Annotated in this window: 18 protein-coding genes and 1 tRNA gene; 7 read left to right on the top strand and 12 right to left on the bottom strand. The window is 74.4% G+C overall.

Features of this window, described 5'->3' with window-relative positions; all coding sequences use genetic code 11:
- Positions 1-6 precede the first annotated feature (6 nt).
- Entirely contained in the window at positions 7-2,328 is a 2,322-nt protein-coding gene (locus ACIRRH_RS13690) for a heavy metal translocating P-type ATPase (protein WP_403066243.1), read from the bottom strand.
- A 67-nt stretch (positions 2,329-2,395) separates the two neighbouring features.
- Positions 2,396-2,614: a heavy-metal-associated domain-containing protein gene (locus ACIRRH_RS13685; RefSeq protein WP_403066241.1), complete on the bottom strand. Its 219-nt coding sequence runs from the start codon at positions 2,612-2,614 to the stop codon at positions 2,396-2,398.
- Positions 2,615-2,792: 178 nt separating this feature from the next.
- Here ACIRRH_RS13685 and ACIRRH_RS13680 point away from each other — a divergent pair, with 178 nt between their 5' ends.
- Positions 2,793-3,977, top strand: coding sequence for a PP2C family protein-serine/threonine phosphatase (locus ACIRRH_RS13680; protein WP_403066239.1), 1,185 nt, complete (start codon positions 2,793-2,795; stop codon positions 3,975-3,977).
- Between the two features lie 36 nt (positions 3,978-4,013).
- Here ACIRRH_RS13680 and dhaL read toward each other — a convergent pair whose 3' ends face one another.
- Together dhaL and dhaK are read right to left on the bottom strand one after the other, a co-directional pair.
- Positions 4,014-4,655, bottom strand: coding sequence for a dihydroxyacetone kinase subunit DhaL (gene dhaL / locus ACIRRH_RS13675; protein ID WP_403066238.1), 642 nt, complete (start codon positions 4,653-4,655; stop codon positions 4,014-4,016).
- Between the two features lie 91 nt (positions 4,656-4,746).
- Entirely contained in the window at positions 4,747-5,742 is a 996-nt protein-coding gene (dhaK, locus tag ACIRRH_RS13670; protein WP_403066237.1) for a dihydroxyacetone kinase subunit DhaK, read from the bottom strand.
- Positions 5,743-5,889: 147 nt separating this feature from the next.
- Between dhaK and dhaM the strand changes: the two genes are divergently transcribed.
- Positions 5,890-6,282: a dihydroxyacetone kinase phosphoryl donor subunit DhaM gene (gene dhaM / locus ACIRRH_RS13665; RefSeq protein ID WP_403066235.1), complete on the top strand. Its 393-nt coding sequence runs from the start codon at positions 5,890-5,892 to the stop codon at positions 6,280-6,282.
- Between the two features lie 3 nt (positions 6,283-6,285).
- Here the strand turns inward: dhaM and ACIRRH_RS13660 are convergent, their stop codons facing one another.
- A complete protein-coding gene (locus ACIRRH_RS13660) occupies positions 6,286-8,013 on the bottom strand; it encodes a bifunctional 3'-5' exonuclease/DNA polymerase (RefSeq protein WP_403066233.1) in 1,728 nt (575 codons plus the stop codon).
- A 206-nt stretch (positions 8,014-8,219) separates the two neighbouring features.
- Between ACIRRH_RS13660 and ACIRRH_RS13655 the strand changes: the two genes are divergently transcribed.
- On the top strand, positions 8,220-10,244 hold the full coding sequence (locus ACIRRH_RS13655; RefSeq protein WP_403066231.1) for a M3 family metallopeptidase: 2,025 nt from the start codon (positions 8,220-8,222) through the stop codon (positions 10,242-10,244).
- Between the two features lie 60 nt (positions 10,245-10,304).
- Here ACIRRH_RS13655 and ACIRRH_RS13650 read toward each other — a convergent pair whose 3' ends face one another.
- Entirely contained in the window at positions 10,305-11,756 is a 1,452-nt protein-coding gene (locus ACIRRH_RS13650) for a cellulase family glycosylhydrolase (RefSeq protein WP_403066229.1), read from the bottom strand.
- Between the two features lie 132 nt (positions 11,757-11,888).
- Positions 11,889-12,524 (bottom strand): TetR family transcriptional regulator, encoded by a 636-nt coding sequence (locus ACIRRH_RS13645; protein ID WP_403066227.1) that lies wholly within the window; start codon positions 12,522-12,524, stop codon positions 11,889-11,891.
- A 134-nt stretch (positions 12,525-12,658) separates the two neighbouring features.
- On the opposite strand from ACIRRH_RS13645, the gene ACIRRH_RS13640 reads away from it, so the two are divergent.
- Entirely contained in the window at positions 12,659-13,885 is a 1,227-nt protein-coding gene (locus ACIRRH_RS13640) for an acyl-CoA dehydrogenase family protein (protein ID WP_403066225.1), read from the top strand.
- A gap of 49 nt (positions 13,886-13,934) precedes the next feature.
- Here the strand turns inward: ACIRRH_RS13640 and ACIRRH_RS13635 are convergent, their stop codons facing one another.
- From ACIRRH_RS13635 to ACIRRH_RS13625, 3 genes are all read right to left on the bottom strand, one after another.
- On the bottom strand, positions 13,935-14,543 hold the full coding sequence (locus tag ACIRRH_RS13635) for a hypothetical protein (protein WP_403066223.1): 609 nt from the start codon (positions 14,541-14,543) through the stop codon (positions 13,935-13,937).
- 112 nt (positions 14,544-14,655) lie between these two features.
- Positions 14,656-15,465 (bottom strand): enoyl-CoA hydratase/isomerase family protein, encoded by an 810-nt coding sequence (locus tag ACIRRH_RS13630; protein ID WP_403066221.1) that lies wholly within the window; start codon positions 15,463-15,465, stop codon positions 14,656-14,658.
- A gap of 35 nt (positions 15,466-15,500) precedes the next feature.
- Complete coding sequence (locus tag ACIRRH_RS13625; RefSeq protein ID WP_403066219.1) at positions 15,501-16,190, bottom strand: TetR family transcriptional regulator; 690 nt, start codon at positions 16,188-16,190, stop codon at positions 15,501-15,503.
- 153 nt (positions 16,191-16,343) lie between these two features.
- Between ACIRRH_RS13625 and ACIRRH_RS13620 the strand changes: the two genes are divergently transcribed.
- On the top strand, positions 16,344-17,858 hold the full coding sequence (locus ACIRRH_RS13620) for an MFS transporter (protein ID WP_403066217.1): 1,515 nt from the start codon (positions 16,344-16,346) through the stop codon (positions 17,856-17,858).
- Between the two features lie 88 nt (positions 17,859-17,946).
- Here the strand turns inward: ACIRRH_RS13620 and ACIRRH_RS13615 are convergent, their stop codons facing one another.
- Positions 17,947-18,495 (bottom strand): GNAT family N-acetyltransferase, encoded by a 549-nt coding sequence (locus tag ACIRRH_RS13615; RefSeq protein WP_403066215.1) that lies wholly within the window; start codon positions 18,493-18,495, stop codon positions 17,947-17,949.
- A gap of 76 nt (positions 18,496-18,571) precedes the next feature.
- Between ACIRRH_RS13615 and ACIRRH_RS13610 the strand changes: the two genes are divergently transcribed.
- Positions 18,572-19,180 carry a TetR/AcrR family transcriptional regulator gene (locus ACIRRH_RS13610; RefSeq protein WP_403066213.1) on the top strand — a complete coding sequence of 203 codons (609 nt, stop codon included), beginning with the start codon at positions 18,572-18,574 and terminating at the stop codon, positions 19,178-19,180.
- Positions 19,181-19,441: 261 nt separating this feature from the next.
- Here ACIRRH_RS13610 and ACIRRH_RS13605 read toward each other — a convergent pair.
- Positions 19,442-19,517: transfer RNA gene (locus ACIRRH_RS13605), tRNA-Arg, on the bottom strand.
- 663 nt (positions 19,518-20,180) lie between these two features.
- On the opposite strand from ACIRRH_RS13605, the gene ACIRRH_RS13600 reads away from it, so the two are divergent.
- Positions 20,181-20,801 carry a single-stranded DNA-binding protein gene (locus ACIRRH_RS13600; protein WP_403066211.1) on the top strand — a complete coding sequence of 207 codons (621 nt, stop codon included), beginning with the start codon at positions 20,181-20,183 and terminating at the stop codon, positions 20,799-20,801.
- Positions 20,802-20,852: the final 51 nt, after the last annotated feature.

Genomic DNA, 20,852 nt, shown 5'->3' with positions numbered 1-20,852 from the left:
CCGGGCTCAGTCGGGCTGGAAGCGGCGCAGCCGGAGGCTGTTGGTGACCACGAAGACCGAGGAGAAGGCCATCGCGGCCCCTGCGATCATCGGGTTGAGCAGGCCGGCGGCGGCCAGCGGGACCGCCGCCACGTTGTAGCCGAAGGCCCAGAACAGGTTGCCCTTGATGGTGCCCAGGGTGCGTCGGGAGAGCCGGATGGCGTCGGCCGCCGAGCGGAGGTCGCCGCGGACCAGGGTGAGGTCGCCGGCCTCGATGGCGGCGTCGGTGCCGGTGCCCATCGCCAGGCCCAGGTCGGCCTGGGCGAGCGCGGCCGCGTCGTTGACGCCGTCGCCGACCATCGCCACGACCTTGCCCTCGGCCTGCAGCCGCTTGACGGTGGCGACCTTGTCCTCGGGGAGCACCTCGGCGATCACGTGCTCCGGCGCGATGCCGACCTCGGCCGCCACGGCCTCGGCCACCGCGCGGTTGTCACCGGTCAGCAGGACCGGGGTCAGGCCCAGTGCGCGCAGCCTGCCGACGGCCTCGGCGCTGGTCGGCTTGACCGCGTCGGCGACCTCCAGCAGGGCCCGGGTCTCGCCGTCCCAGCCGACCGCGATCGCGGTGCGGCCGGCCGCCTCGGCGGCGGCCTTGAAGCGGGCCAGGGAGGGCGGCAGGTGCTGCGCGCGGTCGGCCAGCAGGGCCTCGCTCCCGGCGACCACCGTGCGGCCCGCCACGACCCCCTGCACGCCCCGTCCGGGCACGCTGTGGAAGTCCGCGACGGCGGGCAGTTCACCGGCCCCGGCGGCGGCCTCGGCGATCGCCCGGGCGATCGGGTGCTCGGAGGCGTGCTCGACGGCGCCGGCCAGGCGCAGGGCCTCGGCCCCGTCCACGCCCTCCGGGGTGTGCACGGCGACCAGGGCCATCCGCCCGGTGGTGACGGTGCCGGTCTTGTCGAGGACGACGGTGTCCACCGTGCGGGTGGTCTCCAGGACCTCGGGACCCTTGATCAGGATGCCGAGCTGGGCGCCCCGGCCGGTGCCGACCATGAGCGCGGTCGGGGTGGCCAGGCCCAGGGCGCACGGGCAGGCGATGATCAGCACGGCGACGGCGGCGGTGAACGCCTCGGTGGGGCTGTCGGTGACCAGCAGCCAGACCACCAGGGTGGCCAGGGCGATCAGGATGACGGCCGGGACGAAGACCGCGGAGATCCGGTCGGCCAGCCGCTGGGCCGCGGCCTTGCCGTTCTGGGCCTCCTCGACCAGCTTGGCCATCCGGGAGAGCTGGGTGTCGGCGCCGACCCGGGTGGCCTCGACCACCAGGCGTCCGCCCGCGTTGACGGTGGCGCCGGTGACGGCGTCGCCGACGGTGACCTCGACCGGGACGGACTCGCCGGTGAGCATCGAGGCGTCCACCGCCGAGGCGCCCTCCACCACCACGCCGTCGGTGGCGATCTTCTCGCCGGGGCGGACCACGAAGTGGGTGCCGACCGTCAGCCGGTCCACCGGCAGCCGTACCTCGCGCCCCACCCGTCGCCCGCCGTCGCCCTCGTCCGAGGACGCTTCGCGCCCGCCCCCCTCGTACTGGAGGACGGCGACGTCCTTGGCGCCGAGATCGAGCAGGGCGTGCAGCGCGGCGCCGGCCCGGCGCTTGGAGCGGGCCTCCAGGTAGCGGCCGAGCAGGATCAACACGGTGACGGCGGCGGCGGTCTCCAGGTAGAGCGTGGCGGAGGCGTCGGTGTCGCCGATGGACAGCGAGAAGTCGTGGTGCATCCCGGGCATGCCGGCGTGGCCCCAGAACAGCGCCCAGCAGGACCAGCCGAAGGCGGCCAGGGTGCCGAGCGAGACCAGGGTGTCCATGGTGGCGGCGCCGTGCCGCAGATTGGTCCAGGCGGCGCGGTGGAAGGGCAGGCCGCCGTAGACCACGACCGGGCCGGTGAGTGCGAAGGCCAGCCACTGCCAGTTGGTGAACTGGAGGGCAGGGGCCATCGACAGCAGGACCACCGGGACGCTGAGGACGGTGCTGATCAGCAGCCGGTCCCGCAAGGGGTCGGCGGCCGGCCGCTCGGGGGCCGGGGCGCCGGCGGCCGGTTCGGGGGCGGCGGGCGCCGGGGGCGGGGGGAGCTCGGCGGTGTAGCCGGTGCGCTCGACGGTGGCGATCAGGTCCTCCACCGTGGTGCCGGGGCCGAAGTCGACCCGGGCCTTCTCGGTGGCGAAGTTGACGGTGGCCTCGACGCCGTCCATCCGGTTGAGCTTCTTCTCGATCCGGGCCGCGCAGGAGGCGCAGGTCATCCCGCCGATCGACAGCTCGACCCGGTCCCGGGCCCCGAGGTCCGGGGCGGACGTGCTCATGCGGATCAGCTCCTTGGTGCGGGCGGGCGGCGGGGGATGCTGCGCAGGCCCCGCCGCCCCGGGTGGTTCAGGCGCTGCGGCCGACCAGCTCGTAGCCGGCCTCGTCGACCGCGGCGCGCACCTGCTCCTCGTCCAGCGGGCCGGCGGAGGAGATCGTCACGGTACCGGCCTCGGCGTCGGCGGTGACCTCGGTGACCCCGGCCAGGGCGGAGACCTCCTCGCTGATGGCCTTCTCGCAGTGGCCGCAGCTCATGCCGGACACGGTGTAGGTGATGGTGCTGGACATCGGAGGCCTCCGGGAGGTCTGGCGGCCCGGGCGTTCGCCCGGATGCGGCGCTGTCAACGACTCTTCTGACACCATACCCCTCTAGGGTATTTCAGGGGGCGGCGGGGTGGGCGGTCTCGCGTCGCACGGGCTCAGGGCTGGTCGGGCCTTTGTCGTGATCGTCCCTTATGTTCGATATGTGTTTCCGCTCCGCCGCGCCCAGTCTCCCTCGACTCCCACGGCAGCCGGACTGCCGCCGGACCGGCAGCGCGGCGCCCTGCTCGCCGCCGACCTCCAGGACGTGCCGTTCTGGCGGCGCGCCACCCCGGCGCTGAGCGCCGTCCTGCTGGTCGCGCTCGCGGACTTCCTCTCCGGCAAGGACCGCTACCTGGCCCCGCTGATGACCGTGGTGCCCACCATCGCGGCGCTGACCCTGAAACCCGGCGAGCTGCTCCTGGTCTGCTCGCTCGGGTTGCTCGCGGTGTTCGGGCTCAGCCACTACGACCGGGCCGACACCATCAGCGACGTCCGCTTCCTGTACGGGGCGATGATCAGCTACGTCGTCCTGACGCTGTTCTCGGCCTGGGTCGCCAAGATCCGGATGCGGCGCGCGGCGGCCTTCGCGGCCGTCAGCTCCGTCGCCGAGGCCGCCCAGCGGGCGCTGCTGCAGCTGCCGGGACCGACCGTCGGGCCGCTGCGGCTCGCCGTGCGGTACGTGTCGGCGGCGGACGCCTCACAGATCGGCGGGGACCTCTACTCGGTGCTGCGGACGCCGCACGGCACCAGGGTCGCGGTCGGGGACGTCCGGGGCAAGGGACTGGCGGCGGTGCAGACCGCAGCGGTGGTGCTGGGCGCGTTCCGCGAGGCGGCGTACGACGAGGCCGGGCTGCGGGGCGTCGCGGCGCGGATCGAGGCCAGCGTCGAACGGCACGTGCCGGACGGGGAGTTCACCACGGCGCTGTTCGCGGAGTTCCGTACGCCGGGGACGATGGAGCTGCTGCAGTACGGGCACGTGCCGCCGATCCGGGTGGACGGCGAGGGGCGGGCGCACGTGCTGCACGCGCCCGACCCGTGGGTGCCGCTGGGGCTCGGCCGGCTGGCGGCGGGGGAGCCGACCACCTGGGGGCAGCCGTTCGGGGCGCAGGACGTGCTGGTGCTCTGCACGGACGGGGTGATCGAGGCGCGGCACCGGACGAGCGGGGAGTTCTACCCGCTGGTGGAGCGGGTCGGGCCGCTGGTGCGGGGAGCCGCGCGCTCGGAGGGGGAGCTGGAGGCGGCGGTGGGGCGGGTGTACGCGGACCTGCTGGCGCACACGGGTGGGGAGCTGCAGGACGACGCGCTGTTGCTGCTGATCGCGCGGACGGACGCCCCCTCGCGCCCCTGACGGGGCCCGGGGGGACTGCGCGGGGGAAAGGCAGGCTCAGGCGGCGGTGACGTCCGCGAGGGCGCGGAAGACGAGGGCAGTGGAGGTGGCGCCCGGGTCCTGGTGGCCGATGCTGCGTTCGCCGAGGTAGGAGGCGCGGCCCTTGCGGGCCTGGAGGGGGACGGTGTCGCGGGCGCCCTGTTCGGCGGCGTCGGCGGCCGCGGCCGCCGACGCGGGGAGGCCGGCACCGGTGGCGGCCGCGGTCCGGAAGGCGGCGACGGCCGGGGTCCAGGCGTCCACGATGGTCTTGTCGCCGGGTTCGGCCTTGCCGAGCAGGCGGATGGCGTCCAGGCCGGCCGACAGGGCCTCGGCGACGTCGGCAGGGCCGGCCGCTTCGGGCAGGGCGGCGCCGATGGCGCGGAAGGCCTTGCCGTAGAGCGGGCCGGAGGCGCCGCCGACCTTGGAGATCAGCGTGGTGCCGGTCTTGGTGAGGACGGCGCCGGGCCCGGCCGGCTGGAGGCCGTCCAGGGCGGTCAGGGCGGCGGCGAAGCCACGCTGGAGGTTGCTGCCGTGGTCGCCGTCGCCGATCGCGGAGTCCAGCTCGGTGAGCCGGGACTGCTCCTTCTCGACGGCGGCGGCGATCGCGCGGATCCAGGCCTCGGCCAGCGGGATGTCGAACTGCGGGGTGTCGGGGTCCATCCGGTCTCCTTCGGTACGGATCAGGGCGCGTCCTGCGGGTCCTGTCGGGTCGGCGTCCTGCGGGTCCTGCCGGGTCGGGCGAAGACCCGCCCTAGGCCCGCTTGAGGGCGGGGGTGTCGACCGGGGCGTCCCAGAGTTCCAGCAGCTGGGCGTCGGCCTTGGTGAGGGTGAGCGAGAAGCCCGCCATGTCCAGGCTGGTGACGTAGTTGCCGACCAGGCTGCGGGCCACCGTGATGCCGCGTTCGGCGAGCCTGGCGGCGACCTCGCCGTAGACCACGTACAGCTCCAGCAGCGGGGTCGCGCCGAGGCCGTTGAGCAGGGCGATCACCTCGTCCCCCGGAGTCAGGTGGTGGTCGGTCAGGATGGTCTCGACCACCTCGGCGGCCAGTTCGCGGGCCGGACGGAGCTTCTCGCGGCGGCGGCCGGGCTCGCCGTGGATGCCCACGCCGACCTCGATCTCGTCCTCGGGCAGGTCGAAGCCGGGCTTGCCGGCAGCCGGGACGGTGGCGGCGGTGAGCGCGACGGCGAAGGAGCGGGAGGCGGCGTTGACCCGCTCGCCCAGGGCGGCCACCTCGTCCAGCGGGGCGCCGCGCTCGGCCAGCGCGCCGGTGGTCTTCTCGACCAGCACGGTCGCGCCGGTGCCCCGGCGCCCGGCCGTCCAGGTGGAGTCCTCGACCGCGACGTCGTCGTTGACCAGGACGGTGCGGACCTCCAGGCCCTCCTCGGCGGCCAGCTCGGCGGCGAGCTCGAAGTTCATCACGTCGCCGGTGTAGTTCTTCACGATGAAGACCACGCCGGCGCCGCTCTCCACGGCCTTGGCGGCGGCCAGCATCTGGTCCGGGACGGGCGAGGTGAACACCTCGCCGGGGCAGGCGGCATCGAGCATGCCGGGGCCGACGAAGCCACCGTGCAGCGGCTCGTGGCCGGAGCCGCCGCCGGAGATCAGCGCGACCTTGGGCCCGGCCGGGCGGGCGGCCCGGGTGATCACCCGGTTGGGGACGTCCACCGTCAGCTCCGGGTGGGCGGCGGCGATTCCGGCCAGCGCGTCCTCCAGGACGCTCTCCGGGGTGTTGATCAGCTTCTTCAACGCTCTCGCTCCCTTGGTGAGGACGCCACGGCGGTCGACGCCGTTGCCCCGACGCTACGCCAGACGGGGGTGTCGGGCACGGGGTGCGACACGCGGGATTCCGATCACTCTCCCGGAGCAGTGGGATCCGGCCGTAGGGTCGCGGACATGAGCGGAAACGTGGGCATTGTTCTGGTCTCGCACAGCGCCCGGCTCGCGGAGGGGCTGCGCGAGCTGCTCGGCGAACTCGCTTCGGACGGCGTGCGGGTGGTCGTCGCGGGCGGCACCGAGGACGGCGGGCTGGGCACCAGCTACGACCTGATCGCCGGGGCGATCGAGCGGGCCGACGCCGGGGCGGGCGTGGTCGTGCTGCCGGATCTCGGCAGCTCGGTGCTCACCGCCGTCACGGTGCTGGAGGACGAGCCGCGCCCGAACGCGAAGCTGGTGGACGCGCCGTTCGTGGAGGGCGCGGTGGCCGCCGCCGTCACCGCCTCGACCGGGGCGGGGCTGGCCGAGGTGGTCGCGGCGGCCGAGGACGCGCGCTCCTTCCGGAAGCTGTAGCGGCTACTTCGCGTCGGCGTAGCAGTCCACCACCGCGGTGCTGAGCGGGAAGCGCACCGGGGTGTCGCCGAACACCAGCCGGCTGGCCTCGTCGGCCGCCCCGGCGACGGCGGCGGCCACCTCGTCGGCGAGGTTGGCCGGGGTGTGCACCATCACCTCGTCGTGCTGGAAGAACACCAAGTGCGGGCGGTCCGCCGGGCTCGCCGCCGGCAGTTCGTTCAGCCGGCGGCGCAGCGCGGCGAGCAGGGCCAGCGCCCAGTCGGCGGCGCTGGCCTGGATGACGAAGTTGCGGGTGAAGCGGCCGCGCGCGCGGGCGGTGCGGCCGCCGGCCTCGCCCGCGGTCTCGGCCTCGGTGAGGTCGAGGAAGGCGGCGGAGGCCGGCGGGCAGACCCGGCCGAGCCGGGAGGCGACCACGCCGCCGTCCTCGCCGGTGCGGGCGGCGGCCTCCACGTAGCCCATGGCGGCCGGGTAGCGGCGGTGCAGGGTGTTCAGCAGCGGGCCGATGTCGCCGCTGGTCTGCCCGTACATGGCGCCGAGCAGGCCGAGCTTGGCCTTGTCCCGGTCGCCCTGGAAGGCGTGGGCGGCGAGCGCCTCGTACAGGTCGCCGCCGGCGGCGGTGCGGGCCAGCCCGGTGTCCTGGGAGAGCGCGGCGAGCACCCGCGGTTCCAGCTGGGCGGCGTCGGCGACGACCAGCAGCCAGCCCGGGTCGGCGACCACGGCGCGGCGCAGGATGCGCGGGATCTGCAGGGCGCCGCCGCCGCGGCTGGCCCAGCGGCCGGAGACCACGCCGCCGACCACGTACTCGGGCCGGAACCGGCCGCCGCGGGCCCAGGCGTCCTGCCAGGCCCAGCCGTGCGCAACGTGGATCCGGGACAGCTCCTTGTAGCGGACCAGCAGCTGCGCGGCCGGGTGGTCGATGCCCTTGAGCTCCCAGGAGCGGGTGGAGCCCAGCTGGATGCCCGCCTCGGCGAAGGCGCGCAGCACCTGGGTGTGCGAGTCCGGGTTGAACGGCTTGGTGCCGAGGGCCTGCTGGAGGTCGACGGCGAGTTCGGCGAGGATCCTGGGCTGGGTGCCGGGGACGGTCGGGCGGGGGCCGAGCAGCTCGGTCAGCAGCCGGTCGTGGACGTCGGCCCGCCAGGGCAGCCCGTCATGGGCCATCTCGGCGGCCACCAGGGCGCCCGCCGACTCGGCGGCGACCAGCAGCCGGAACCGCTGCCGGGCGCCCGGGTCGGCGATGGCGGCGATCCGGCGCTGCTGTTCGGCGTGGACGGCGACCACGGCCGTCAGCGGGTCGGCGCCGGGCGGCAGTTGCAGCCGGTCGGGAGCGAACAGGGTGTCCTGGCCGCCGTCCGCCTCGGCCAGGCCGGGCTCGGGCAGGTCCTCCGGGACGGGCAGGCCGCGCAGCCGGGACCAGGCGGCGCCGAGCGAGCGGGGCGCTCCGAACCGGCCCTCGTGCGCCAGCAGCAGCGCCTCGACCAGCCGCAGGTCGTGGCAGCGGGCGAGCCGGTCGGGCAGGCGCGGCAGCAGCGGGGCGTACCCGGAGTCGGCGGCGGCCCAGACCCAGCGCGTCCCGGGCCGACCGTCGCTCCCGGCGGCCTCCCGGGCGGCGACGGCGGCGGCGAGGTCGCGGACGGCCTCCGGCGGGCCGAGCGGGGCGCCCGCGTCGTCCAGCGGCTGGAGCCGGCCGCCGGGGCCGTGCGGGTCGGGCGCGAGGGCGGTCCTGGGTGCCACGGGGGCTGCTCCTCTCCGGCGCGCGGTCGGGCGTGCGGGGACGGGTACGGGGCGCGGGCCCGCGGGCGGGCGCGCCGCGGCCCGCGACCGACGGGTCCGCGGCGTCGACGTTAACGGGTGGGTACGACAACGGGCGGCAGGCAGGCATCTGCAACGGGTGGGAAAGCCCGTGGGCAGGGCGGGGGACACGGCGTATGGTTCGCGAAATGACCGAGAACCCGTTCTTCCAGGCCAGTCCGCTGGTCTACGAGCTCCCGCCGTTCACCGAGATCCGCGAGGAGCACTACCTGCCCGCGTACGAGCGGGGGATGGCCGAGCAGCTGGCCGAGATCGCGGCGATCACCGCCGACCGGAGCCAGCCGACCTTCGAGAACACCCTGGTGGCCCTGGAGCGCTCCGGGACGCTGCTGCGCCGGGTCGACGCGGTGTTCCTCAACCAGTCCTCCTCGGACACCACCGACGTGCTGGACGAGGTGGAGGCGAAGTTGAGCCCGCTGCTCGCCGCCCACCACGACGCGATCCACCTGGACCTCGCGCTGTTCGCCCGGATCGAGGCGCTGTACGAGCAGCGCGCCGGGCTCGGCCTGGACCCGGAGTCGCTGCGCCTGCTGGAGCGCCGGTACACCGCCTTCGTGCGCTCGGGCGCCCGGCTGGGCGCGGCCGAGCAGGCCCGGCTGCGCGAGCTGAACGCCGAACTCGCCGCACTCGGCACCACGTTCCAGCAGAACGTGAACGCCGACACCCGGGCCGCGGCGCTGGTCGTGGACTCCGCCGAGGAGCTGGCCGGGCTCTCCGAGGGCGCGATCGCCGGTGCCGCGGAGAACGCCCGGGTGCTCGGCCACCCGGGGAAGTACGTGCTGAGCCTGCGGAACACCTCCGGTCAGGCCGAGCTGGCCCAGCTCACCGACCGCTCGGTGCGCGAGCGGCTGCTGGCCGCCTCGCTCGGCCGGGGCGTCGAGGTCAACGGCCCGCTGGCGATCCGGATGGCCGCGCTGCGCGCCGAGCGGGCCGCGCTGCTGGGGTACCCGAGTCACGCGGCGTACGTGGTGGCGGACGAGACGGCCGGCACCGTCGAGGCGGTCTCGGCGCTGCTGTCCCGGCTGGTCGGCCCGGCCGTGGCGATGGCCCGCCGGGAGGCCGGGGAGCTGGCCCGGGAGGCCGCCGCGGACGGGATCGGGGAGATCGCCGCGCACGACTGGGCGTACTACTCGGAGAAGGTCCGGCAGAGCTCCTACCAGGTGGACGCGGCGGTGCTGCGCCCGTACTTCGAGCTGGAGCGGGTGCTGCGGGACGGCGTGTTCTTCGCCGCGAACCTGGCGTACGGGGTGACCTTCACGGAGCGGCCGGACCTGACGGCCCACCACCCGGACGCGCGGGTCTACGAGGTGTTCGAGGAGGACGGCAGCCCGCTGGGCCTGTTCATCGGCGACTTCCACGCCCGGGCGTCCAAGCGCGGCGGCGCGTGGATGTCCGAGCTGGTCGCCCAGTCCCGGCTGACCGGGCAGCGGCCGGTGGTGCTGAACAACCTCAACATCCCGCGCCCGGCGCCCGGCGAGCCGGCGCTGATGGACTGGGACGAGGTGCGCACGCTGTTCCACGAGTTCGGGCACGCGCTGCACGGGCTGTTCTCGGACGTGCGCTACCCGCTGTTCTGGGGCACCTCGGTGCCCCGGGACTTCGTCGAGTTCCCCTCGCAGGTCAACGAGATGTGGATGGTCCGGCCGGAGGTGCTGGCCAACTACGCCCGCCACCACGCGACCGGGGAGCCGCTGCCGGCCGAGCTGGTCGAGCGGATGACGGCGGCCGAGGGCTTCGGGCAGGGCTTCCGGACGGTGGAGTACCTGGCGGCCACCCTGCTGGACTGGGCGTGGCACACCGTGCCGCAGGGCGAGGGGATCGCGGACGCCGAGGAGTTCGAGGCGCGGGCGCTCGCGGCGGCCGGGATCGCGGTGGACGCGATCCCGCCGCGCTACCGGACGGGGTACTTCCAGCACATCTTCGCCAGCGGCTACAGCGCGGCGTACTACGCGTACATCTGGTCGGAGGTGCTGGACGCCGACACCGTGCAGTGGTTCGAGGGCAACGGGCGCCCGGTGCGGGAGAGCGGTGAGCTGTTCCGGCGCGAGCTGCTGTCGCGGGGGTTCAGCCGGGACCCGCTGGAGTCCTTCCGCGCGGTGGTCGGCCGGGCGCCCGAGACCGGGCCGCTGCTGGTCCGTCGGGGGCTGGTGTGACCGGGGCCCGTCCTGCCGGTCGTTCCCGGGGCCGGGCCGGGCCGGTCGACGGGACGGGCCCTAACGCGCGGTGAGCGAGACCGTCACGGTCGTGCCCGGGCGGGCGTGCGGGAGCCGGATGCGTACGGTTCCCGCGCGTCCGTCCGCCGGCTGCACGACCTCGACCCGGGCGTCGGCGGGGGAGACGGCGACCCGGGCGCCGTGCGGGAACGCGGCCGGGGGCAGCAGGAGTTCGCTGCCGCGCCCGGTGCCGTCGGCGCGCCAGCGCACGGTTCCGCCGTCGGCGCGGACGTCGGTGCCCGCGACGGCCACCGGGTAGGGGCCGAAGGCGGGCTCGTCGCCGGGGGCGGGGCGTCCGGCCGGGTCGAGCGCGCAGTAGCCGCCGTTGCCCCGGCACCAGTACCACATCGTCCAGCCCTCGGCGAAGCCGTCCATCGCGGCGACCTGACGGCGGACCAGCTCGGAGTTGCCCGGGGTGCGGGAGTTGGGCGGGCCCCACTCGCCGACCAGGACGGGCAGGCGGTGGGCGGCCGGGTAGCCGGTGATCGCGGCGGTGTACTGCTCCACGAAGCCGTCGGCGGGGTTCCAGTCGGCGCCGCCCTCGACCGCGGTGTCGTAGAAGTGCGGGGCGTAGCCGAGCCGGGGTGCGCCGGGGCGCGGGTCGGCGAAGCCGGGCAGCCGGGTGGGCACGCCCTGGCCGACCAGCACGGTCGGCTCGACGAACAGCCAGGCGCGGGAGTCGGAGCGGCGCACGGCGGCGATCAGACGGCGGTACATGTCGGCGAGCCGGCCCTGCTCCAGGGCGGCGGAGGCGGCGGCCAGCACGGCCGGGTCGCTCGGGTCGCCGTCCACCGGGCCGAACGGCTCGTTGAACAGGTCGTAGCCCAGCAGCGAGCGGTGGCCGCGCAGTTCGCGGGCGAGCCGGGTGTAGAAGTCGGCCTGCCAGGCGCGCAGGTCGGGGTCGTCGTAGAGGTGGCGGAAGGCGGCCTGGACGGCGGGCTGGAAGTAGCCGGCGAACCAGTCGTCCGGGTCCGGGGTGAACGGCAGGTCGTCGTCCCGGGTGGCCCAGACGGGGATGCCGTTGGTGCCGCCGCCGAACTTCGGCCCGTAGACGTCCTGGTGGAAGTCGACCAGGACCAGCAGGCCCAGCCGGTCGGCCCGGTCGAGGAGCCGCTGGAGGCGGTGCAGCTCGGTGGGGTCGAGACGGCCGCGCTCGGGCTCCAGCCTGGTCCAGGAGACCGGCAGCCGCACCAGGGTGAAGCCCTGGGCGGCGACGGCGTCGAGGTCGGCGGCGGTGGCCTCGGCGTACTTGTCGAGGTTGAAGCCGCGCAGTCGCAGGCGGCGGCCCTCGGTGTCGGTGAGGGCGGTGCGGCCGTCGGCGGCGGTGACGGTGCCGGTGGGGAAGCGGTCCGGTTGTCCGCCGTGGGCCGAGGCCGGGACGGCGGTGAGGACGGCGGTGGCGGCGAGCAGCAGGGCGACGGCGGTGCGGCGCAGGCGCATCGGGGACCTCACACGGCGGGGGGTGGGGGTGGGGGTGGGGCCCGATGATGCCCGTGCTGCCGCCCGCCGCACAAGGGTCGTGCACACAAGGCTCGTACAGGCAAGGGCCTTACGCGCAAGGGGAGTTCAGTTGGCGGCCTAAGCCTAAGCCTGGGCCGGGGCCTGCGGTTCGGCGGGCGCGGGCGGCAGGACGGCGGTCGGCAGGTCCGCGGCGGCGGCCAGCCGGCCCCAGAGCAGGTCCGCCAGCGCCTGCACCATCCGGGTGCGCGAGCAGGGCCTGGTCTCCAGCCACCAGTCCCCGGCGGCCAGCACCATGCCGGTGATGCCCCGGCCCCAGGCCTCGGCGAGCAGGTCGCGGTCGGCGCCGAGGTCGACCTGGCTCTGCACGGCCCGGGTGATCTCCTCGGCGATCTGCTTGAGCGCGGGGGCGAGCGCGTTGCCGGCGCCGTTCGGGTCGCCCGGCTCGGGGTGGGTGAGCAGCCGGTAGACCTGGGGGCGGGCCTCGATGCCGGCGAGATAGGTGTCCAGTACGTGCTCGACCCGGTCGCGGCGCTCCAGCGGCTCGGCGAGGGCGGCCCGGACGGCGGCCAGCAGTCCGCCGGTGTGGCGCTCGGTCAGGGCGCTGATGAGGCCGTTCCGGTCGCCGAAGTGGCGGTAGAGGATCGGCTTGGTGATGCCGGCCTCGGCGGCGATGGCGTTCATGCTGGCGCCCGGCCCCTCGCGCTGGATGACCCGGTCGGCGGCGTTGAGCAGCTGCTCGCGGCGGGGCTCTCGGGACATGCGCTGCTCCTCGGGGTCGGGTTCGGCGGGGTCTGCCTGGGCGTTGACACCGGTTACCAATCAGTAGCAGACTCCGACGATGTTACCGGAGGTAACACCCTGGCCGGCCGCACACGTCTTCGGAGGCAAGCACCATGAGCAGCACGTTCTCGCTGGACCCGGGCGCGGACCAGCTCGCCGTACGCGACTGGCTGCACGGCTTCGCCGCCGACGTGATGCGACCGGCCGCGGCCGAGTGGGACGAGCGCGAGGAGACCCCCTGGCCGGTCATCCAGGAGGCCGCCAAGCTGGGCATCTACTCGCTGGACTTCTACGCCCAGCAGTACTTCGACCCCTCCGGCGTCGGCATCCCGATCGCCATGGAGGAGCTGTTCTGGGGCGACGCGGGCATCGGGCTGTCCATCGTCGGCACCACCCTGGCCGCCGTCGCGGTGCTGGCCAACGGCACCGACGAGCAGATCGGCACTTGGACCCCGCAGATGTTCGGCACCCCGGAGGACGTCAAGGTGGCCGCCTTCTGCTCCTCCGAGCCGGACGCCGGCTCCGACGTCTCGGCGCTGCGCACCCGGGCGGTGTACGACGAGGCCAGGGACGAGTGGGTGCTCAACGGCACCAAGACCTGGGCCACCAACGGCGGGATCGCCGCCGTGCACGTGGTGGTGGCCACCGTCGACCCGGAGCTCGGGGCGAAGGGCCAGGCCTCCTTCGTCGTCCCGCCGGGCACCCCGGGGCTGAGCCAGGGCCAGAAGTTCAAGAAGCACGGCATCCGCGCCTCGCACACCGCCGAGGTGGTGCTGGACGGCGTCCGGGTGCCCGGCAACTGCCTGCTCGGCGGCAAGGACAAGCTGGACGAGCGGCTGGCCCGGGCCCGCGAGGGCGTCAAGCGCCCGGGCGGCAGGGGCAACGCGGCGATGGCCACCTTCGAGGCCTCCCGCCCGGCCGTCGGCGCGCAGGCGATCGGCATCGCCCGGGCCGCGTACGAGGTGGCGCTGGACTACGCGAAGACCCGCGAGCAGTTCGGCCGGCCGATCATCGACAACCAGGGCGTGGCCTTCCAGCTCGCCGACATGAAGACCCGGATCGACGCGGCCCGGCTGCTGGTGTGGCGGGCCTCCTGGATGGCGGTCAACAACCAGCCGTTCACCGCGGCCGAGGGCTCGATGTCCAAGCTGTACGCGGGCGAGACCGCCAAGTACGTGACCGCGCAGGCGATGCAGATCCTCGGCGGCAACGGCTTCACCCGGGAGTACCCGGTGGAGCGGATGCACCGGGACAGCGCGATCTACTCGATCTTCGAGGGGACCAGCGAGATCCAGCGGCTGGTGATCGCCCGGGCGATCTCGGGGATGCCGATCCGTTAGCCGGCTGGCGGGCGGTCCAGCGGTGGGCGGCCTGTCCGTGGGCGGCCCGTTATCGGGCGGCCCAGAAGGTGAGCCCAGCGGTGAGCGCGCCCACCACCGCGCCGACGGCCGTCTGCGCGGTGGTGTGGTCCCGCAGCACCACCCGGGACCACCCGATCGCCGGGACCAGCGGTCCGAGCAGCAGCCAGAGCGGGCCGAGCGCGATGGCGAGGCAGACCACCGCGCCGGTGGCCACGGCGGTGTGCACGGAGACCTTCCACCAGGCGGTGATCACCAGGATCGGGATCAGCGAGGCGAACATCGCCAGCACCAGCGCGGTGAGGTCGGCCGGGGCGTCCAGTCCGATCATCACCGCGAAGCTGAGCAGTACCGACCCCATGATGAACGGGAGGACGGTCAGCCGGCGCTGCCGGTGGCCGACGTGACGGTCCGCCACCGTGCCCTGGCGCATGCCGCGCCGGATGAACAGGGTCGGGACGACGGCGGCGAACAGGACGGCGAACACCGCCCAGCCGATGCCCGGCCAGCCGTAGCGGAGGCCGCCCAGCAGCGGGAGCAGCACGATGATCACGTTCTTCGGTTCGAGGCCGTCGGTGATGCGGCGGGCCCGGATCGTCCGGGGGGTGGGGGCGGGCGCGGCCTCGGCCTCGGTCGTCATCGGGGTGGGTGCTCCGGGGGGCGTGAAGGGGCGGACGGATTCCGGCCGGATGATCGTACGGGTGTCGGTGCGGCCCCGTCCGCCGGCTCCCCGGCCCGGTGGCGGGCCCGGCTCAGAACCGGGCGGGGCGGCCCTCCAGGAAGGCGGCCAGGCCCTCGCGGACGTCCGAGCCCTCCCGGGAGCGCAGCAGCCAGGGGGCCAGGACCTCGTCGGCCCGCTCGGGCGGGGCGTCCAGGACGGCCTTGGCCGCGCCGATGGTGTGGGTCGAGCGGCGGGTCAGCAGTCGGGCGAAGTCCAGCGCGGCGACGTCCAGTTCGGCGTCCGGCAGGACGCGTTCGGCCAGACCCAGCGGCAGCGCGTCCCGGCCGGTCACCAACTCGCCCGAGAACAGCAGGTACTTGGCCCGGGCCGGGCCGACCAGCCGGGCCAGCCGTACGGTCGGTGCCGCCGAGTAGACCACGCCGAGCTTGGCCGGGGTGATCCCGAGCCGGGCGTCCTCGGCGACGAACCGCAGGTCGCAGGCGACGGCCAGCTGGCAGCCGCCACCGACGCAGGCGCCGTGCACCACGGCGAGGGTCGGGTGGGGGAAGGCCGCCAGCGCCTCCTCGGCGGCGACGTTGGTGGCGTGGTACGCCTCCGCGCGGTCCGGATCGCCGTACACCTCGGAGAGTTCGGCGATGTCCGCGCCCGCGCTGAAGGTGTTGCCGGCGCCGGTGAGCAGCAGGACGCGCACGCCACCGTGGCCGGCCAGCTGCTCCAGCACCTTGGGCAGCGCCTGCCAGATCGCCAGGGTCACCGCGTTGCGGCGGTGCGGGCGGGCGAACTCCAGGACCGCGACGCCGTCCTCGCCGACGTACGCGTTGAGGCCCTCGGCCTGGGCGGGCAGGGCGGAGCGGTCCCGCGTGAGCAGCGGCTGGTCCATGCGCACCTCCGGTCGGTCGTGGTGCGCCAACTCTCTCAGGCGGTGCGGGCGCAGTAGTCGCCGAGGCCGTGTTCGACCAGGGCGAAGGCGCGGCGGGCCCGGTCGAGGGCCTCGGGCAGGGCGTCGGCGGCGCTCTCGCCGGCCATCATGCGGCGCTGGTTCTCGCCGGTCAGCGCCAGCTGGGTGGCCAGCAGCTGAGCGGCGGCGATCCGCGCGGTCAGCTCGTCGTGGTCCGGGTCCTGGGCGAGGAGTTCGGCCGTCAGCAGGGACTGCGCCCGGTGGTCGAAGCCGGCCGTGGCGCGCATCAGCAGGGCGGGCGTGTGGTGGACCAGCCGGATCACGTCGAGCGCGGCCTGCTGGTCGCTCAGTCCGGTGGCGGGGTCGAACCGTTCCAGCGCGGACAGGTACTGCTCACGCAGCGCCGCCACCGCCGAGGTGCCCGGGGCGCGCTCGCGCACCACCTCGGCCGGTTCGTCGAGGTGCTGCTCCATGGGGCCCATGACCAGGTCTTCCTTGCTCGGGAAGTAGTTGAAGACGGTCATCTTGGACACCTCGGCGGCGGCCGCGATCTCGGCCACCGAGACCTGGTCGAAGCCGCGCTCGGCGAACAGGGCGATCGCGGTGTTCCAGATCCGGATGCCGGTCTGGATCTTCTTGCGCTCGCGCAGCGGGAGCGCGTCGAGGTCGATGTCGCGGCCGAGGTTCATGCCGGTGCGGGTCGCCATGAGGGGAACTGTACCAGGATCAAAGGTCGACCTGGCCGAATGATTGGCTCGGATGAAGAATTGACCAGGTATAAAAAGTCTGCCATGGTGGTGCCGAGCCCGCCCGACCACGCCGGTCCGGGCCCGACTCCACTGATTCCGGGGGACTTTCCGATGCCATCCGAGACCTTGGGCGCACCCGCGCCGACCGCGTCCGACCCGACCGCACCCGCTCTGATGACCCGGGCCCAGCGCGGGCTGGGCATGCTGCTCTGCCTGGTCACGATCGTGCTGGCGGTGCTCGACATGAACATCGTGTCGGCGGCCACCGTGCCGATCGTCCGGGACCTCGACCCCGTCCACGGCGTCGACCGGCTGCCCTGGCTGGTCAGCGCGTTCGCCCTGGCCGCCACCGCGCTGCTGCCGCTGTACGGCAGGCTCTGCGACGCGTACGGCGCCAAGCGCGTGCTGCTCGGGGCCGTCGGCACCTTCCTGCTCGGTTCGGCGCTCTGCGGGGCGGCGCAGTCGATGGACCAGCTGATCGCCTTCCGGGCGGTGCAGGGCATCGGCGGGGGCGGGCTGATGAGCGTCACCATGGTGGTCATCGCCCAGTTCAAGGACCCCGAGGAGCGCGGCGGCGGCAGGGGCGGGGCGATCGGCGGGATCATCGCGGGCCTCGGCATGGCGGTCGGGCCGCTGGTCGGCGCGCTGTTCACCGACCGCCTCAGCTGGCGCTGGATCTTCTACATCAACCTGCCGCTGGGGCTGCTGGTCCTGGTCGGTGTCGCCCTGGTGGTCAAGCTGCCGCCGGCGACCGGCCGCCGGAGCCTGGACTTCGTCGGCGCGGCCCTTGCCGCGGCCTTCGCGACCGGGCTGCTGCTGGTCACCGAGTGGGGCGGCAAGGAGCACGCCTGGACGTCCCCGGTGATCCTCGGGCTGTCCGCCGCCACCCTGGGCGCGTTCGGCCTCTTCCTGTGGCGCCAGGCCACCGCCGCCGAGCCGGTGCTGCCGCTCTCGCTGTTCCGGATCCGCGCGGTGCGGTTGGGCTTCGCGATCCAGGGCCTGGTCGGGATGGGCATGATCGGCTCGATCATGTACGTGATGCTCTACCTCCAGGTCGCCCGGGGCGTCGCCCCGACCGCGGCCAGCCTCTACCTGATCCCGATGGCGGCCGGGATGACGGCGGCCGGGATCGTGGTCGGCCGGCTGACCGGGCGCGGCCACCCGGCCCGGACCTTCCTGGTGGTCGGCGCGGCCTGCGCGACGCTGGCCCTCGCCCTGCTCGGCCTCAGCGGGCCGGACACCGGGCTGTGGGCCGTGCTGGCCGAACTCGCCCTGCTGGGCTGTGGGCTGGGGCAGCTGATCGGCCAGCTGATCACGGTGGTGCAGGAGGCGGCGCCCCGGCACCAGCTCGGCGTGGCGACCACCGGCATCCGGTTCTTCCAGAGCCTCGGCAGCGCGCTCGGCGCGGCGCTGTTCGGCACCGTGCTGTCCCGGGTCTTCGAGGCGGGCGAGCCGGGGCGGCCGCTCGGCGCGGTCCGGGCGCTGACCGGTGCGGCGCACGAGCACGCGGTGCGCAGCTTCACGGACGCGGTGGACGTGGTGTTCCTGTCGGCGGGCGGGGTGCTGGCGCTGGCGCTGGTGTGCGTGCTGCGGCTGCGGCCGGCCGAGGAGGCGTCGACCGCCTGACGGGCCGGCGGCCGGGGGCCGACGGCGGGTGCGGGGCCCGGTGGACGGGGAGTCCACCGGGCCCGGCGTCGCACCCGGTTCGGGCCCTTCAGGCCCGGCTGGTCCACTCCGGCGCCAGGATGGCCCAGATCTCCTTGTCGTAGCGGACCCCGTTGTACGGGTACCACTCGCGCAGCACGCCGTCGCGGGTCATGCCGAGCCGCTCGGCGACCGCCCGGCTGCGGGCGTTGACGGAGGAGCACCACCACTCGGCGCGGTGCATGCCGCGGGTGACGAAGGCGTAGTCGAGCAACTGCCTGACGGCGGCGGTGATCAGCCCGTGGCCCTCGCCGGCCGGTTCGGTCCAGGCGCCGATCTCGCAGACGCCGGACTGGGCGTCGAAGTGCACGAACATCACGCCGCCGACCAGCGTGCCGTCCAGCCAGATGCCGTAGATCCGCTTCTGGTCGGCGGCCAGGCCGTCGGCGTAGCGCTGGAGGGTGGCGCGGGCGGAGTCCAGGTCGACCGAGAAGGTGGCCCACGGGATCCACGGGTCGGTGTGGGCGCGGGCGCGGTCGAGGTGGGTCAGGAACTCGGGGGCCTGCCAGGGCTCCAGCGGGCGCAGTTCGGCGTTCTCGGTGAGCGGTACGGCAAACACGGGCGGCCTTTCACGGGGTGGTGCTGAGGTTGGCTGGATCATTCATAACAAACGTTTGGTATGTACGATAGCCCCCATGACACCGGCCCGTGGAGACCATGACGCCCGCCGCTCGGAAGTCTCCGAGGGGGTGTGGCGAGTGCTCTCCACCCGCGGCTTCGAGGGGCTGACCCTGCGCGCGGTGGCCGCCGAACTGGGCGCCTCCACCGGGATGTTGACGCACTACTTCCCGAACAAGCGGGCGCTGCTGAGCCATGCGCTGGACGAGCTGGACCGGCGCTCGCTGGCCCGGCCCCGGCGCACCGCCCCCACCGACGGCAGCCTGCCGCCGGCCGGGCTGGCCCGGGTGCGGGCGTCGCTGCTGGACGTCCTGCCGCTGGACGGTGAGTCCGCGGCCGACAACCGGATCTGGGTCGGCTCCTGGGACCACGCCCTGGCCGACCCGGAGCTGGCGGCCGCGCACGCGGGCCGCTACGCGCGCTCGCGCACGGCGCTCACGGGGCACGTCGCGGACGCCCAGCGGCTGGGGGAGCTCCCGGCGCAGGCCGACCCGGCCGCGCTCGCTGCGGGGGCGCAGGCCTTCGTGCTGGGCCTGGTGGTCCAGGCGCTGTTCGCCCCGGAGGACTTCCCGGCGGAGCGGCAGACGGAGCTGCTGGATGCCTATCTGGCCGGGCTGGCGGCGTAGGCCGGGGCGGTCCGGTCGGGGGCGGAGCGGTCCGTCCCGGCCCGGTCGGGGGGCTGACCGGTGCGTTCGGGCGGGGATTCACGGGAATTCCGCTTGTTCCGGTTGACCCCGCTTTCGGCCCGTTTTCGCGGCGGCCACGACACGCACGGTCACGAGTTCTGTGCGACGGGCGTGCAGGGCGGTCGGCGCGCAGGATTACCGACTGGTCCGAAACGGGCACGGAAAGTGTCCGTCGGCGCGGCGGCCTGTGGAATCGGCGGGTGGTGCCCCCAGCAGGATTCGAACCTGCGACCTACCGCTTAGAAGGCGGGTGCTCTATCCGCTGAGCTATGGGGGCGGGACGGGCGGCGCCCTGGTGGGCGCGACCGTGGCCGGGATCGGGCTGGCGAGCGCCGGGGCGCGCGCTGTCCGGCCCCGTGCCTGAGGGTGGGGGTGGTGGGCCCTCGTCCTGTCGGGGACAGGATAAGGGTGTCCAGTTCCCAGGCTGGGTGTGACGACACCGCCGTTGGTGTGTCGGTTCGGTGGAGCGGTCCGATAATCGCAGGTGAAGGCCGTGAGTGCAGCGGTCTGGGAGTGTTCCGAGCCGGACGTTGTGCAGTCGTTACGGGGCTGCCTCCTCACCCGTTATGGATTCGGCACGGAGAATGCGTCGCCGACGGTGCGGGTGGGGGGCCTTAATCGCGGTTGCGCCGGTCGGATGACGTGCGCGGACGCTCGCCGGGGGTGCGTTCCGGAGGGCGTTCCCGGGCGGGTTCCGGGGCGGGCTCCCGGGTGCGCCGGCGGGGCGGGGAGCAGCGGGTTTGTTGTCATGGCCGCGAAGAGATGGGGGTCGAAGCGGCAGCGGAACGCTGAAATTCACCCCCGCGAGTGACAACAGTTCCACAGGCCCGAGTTATCCACAGGATTTCGGAAGTCGGTCGCCGGGATTTCTTCCGAAGTGCACGCTCAAGGCGCACCGATCGATTCCGTACGGTGCATCGGCGAGAACGGAGGGTGTGCCGTGAGCGAGACGCACGTGACGGTGATCGGCAATGTGGCGACGGAGGTGAGCTACGGCGAAACGAACGGCGGGGTGCCGATGGCCAACTTCCGGCTCGGCTGCACCGAGCGGCGGTACGACCGGCAGCGCGAGTGCTGGGTGGACGGCGAGACGCAGTGGGTGGCGGTGACGGCCTGGCGGGCGCTGGCGGTCAACCTGATCGGCTCGCTGGCCAAGGGCGATCCGGTGCTGGTGAGCGGCCGGCTGCGGGTGCGCGAGTGGATGGACGGAGAGGTGAAGCGGAGCCGGGCCGAGATCGACGCCCGATCGGTCGGGCACGATCTCACCCGTGGTACCACGGCCTTCCGGTGGGCGGCGGGGGTGCGCGGGCAGCCGCCGGGTGGCGCCGGGCCGGCCGGGGCGGAGGCCGGGGGCGAGGTGGTGCCGCAGTGGATCGTCAGCGCGGTGGAGGCGCGCAGGGGCTCGGCGGCGGTGTCCGGGGCGCCCTCCCTGGCAGCCTCGGCGGCGGTCGCGGCCCCCGCCGTGCGGGCGCTGCCGCCGGGTGGGCGGCCGGTTGCGGGAGAGTCGGGCGAGGCGGCCGGGAAGGAGTGGGGAGGTGACGCCGCGGGCGCGCCGATCTGACGTGTCGATGGCCTTACCTGTCGACAAATATGTTGATCGAGAAGGCTGTTG

Source organism: Kitasatospora sp. NPDC101235, from assembly GCF_044767505.1.
In the GTDB taxonomy this organism is placed as follows: Bacteria; Actinomycetota; Actinomycetes; order Streptomycetales; family Streptomycetaceae; genus Kitasatospora.
The sequence above is the reverse complement of the archived record's forward strand: the minus strand, read 5'-3'. Positions and strand labels throughout refer to the sequence as shown.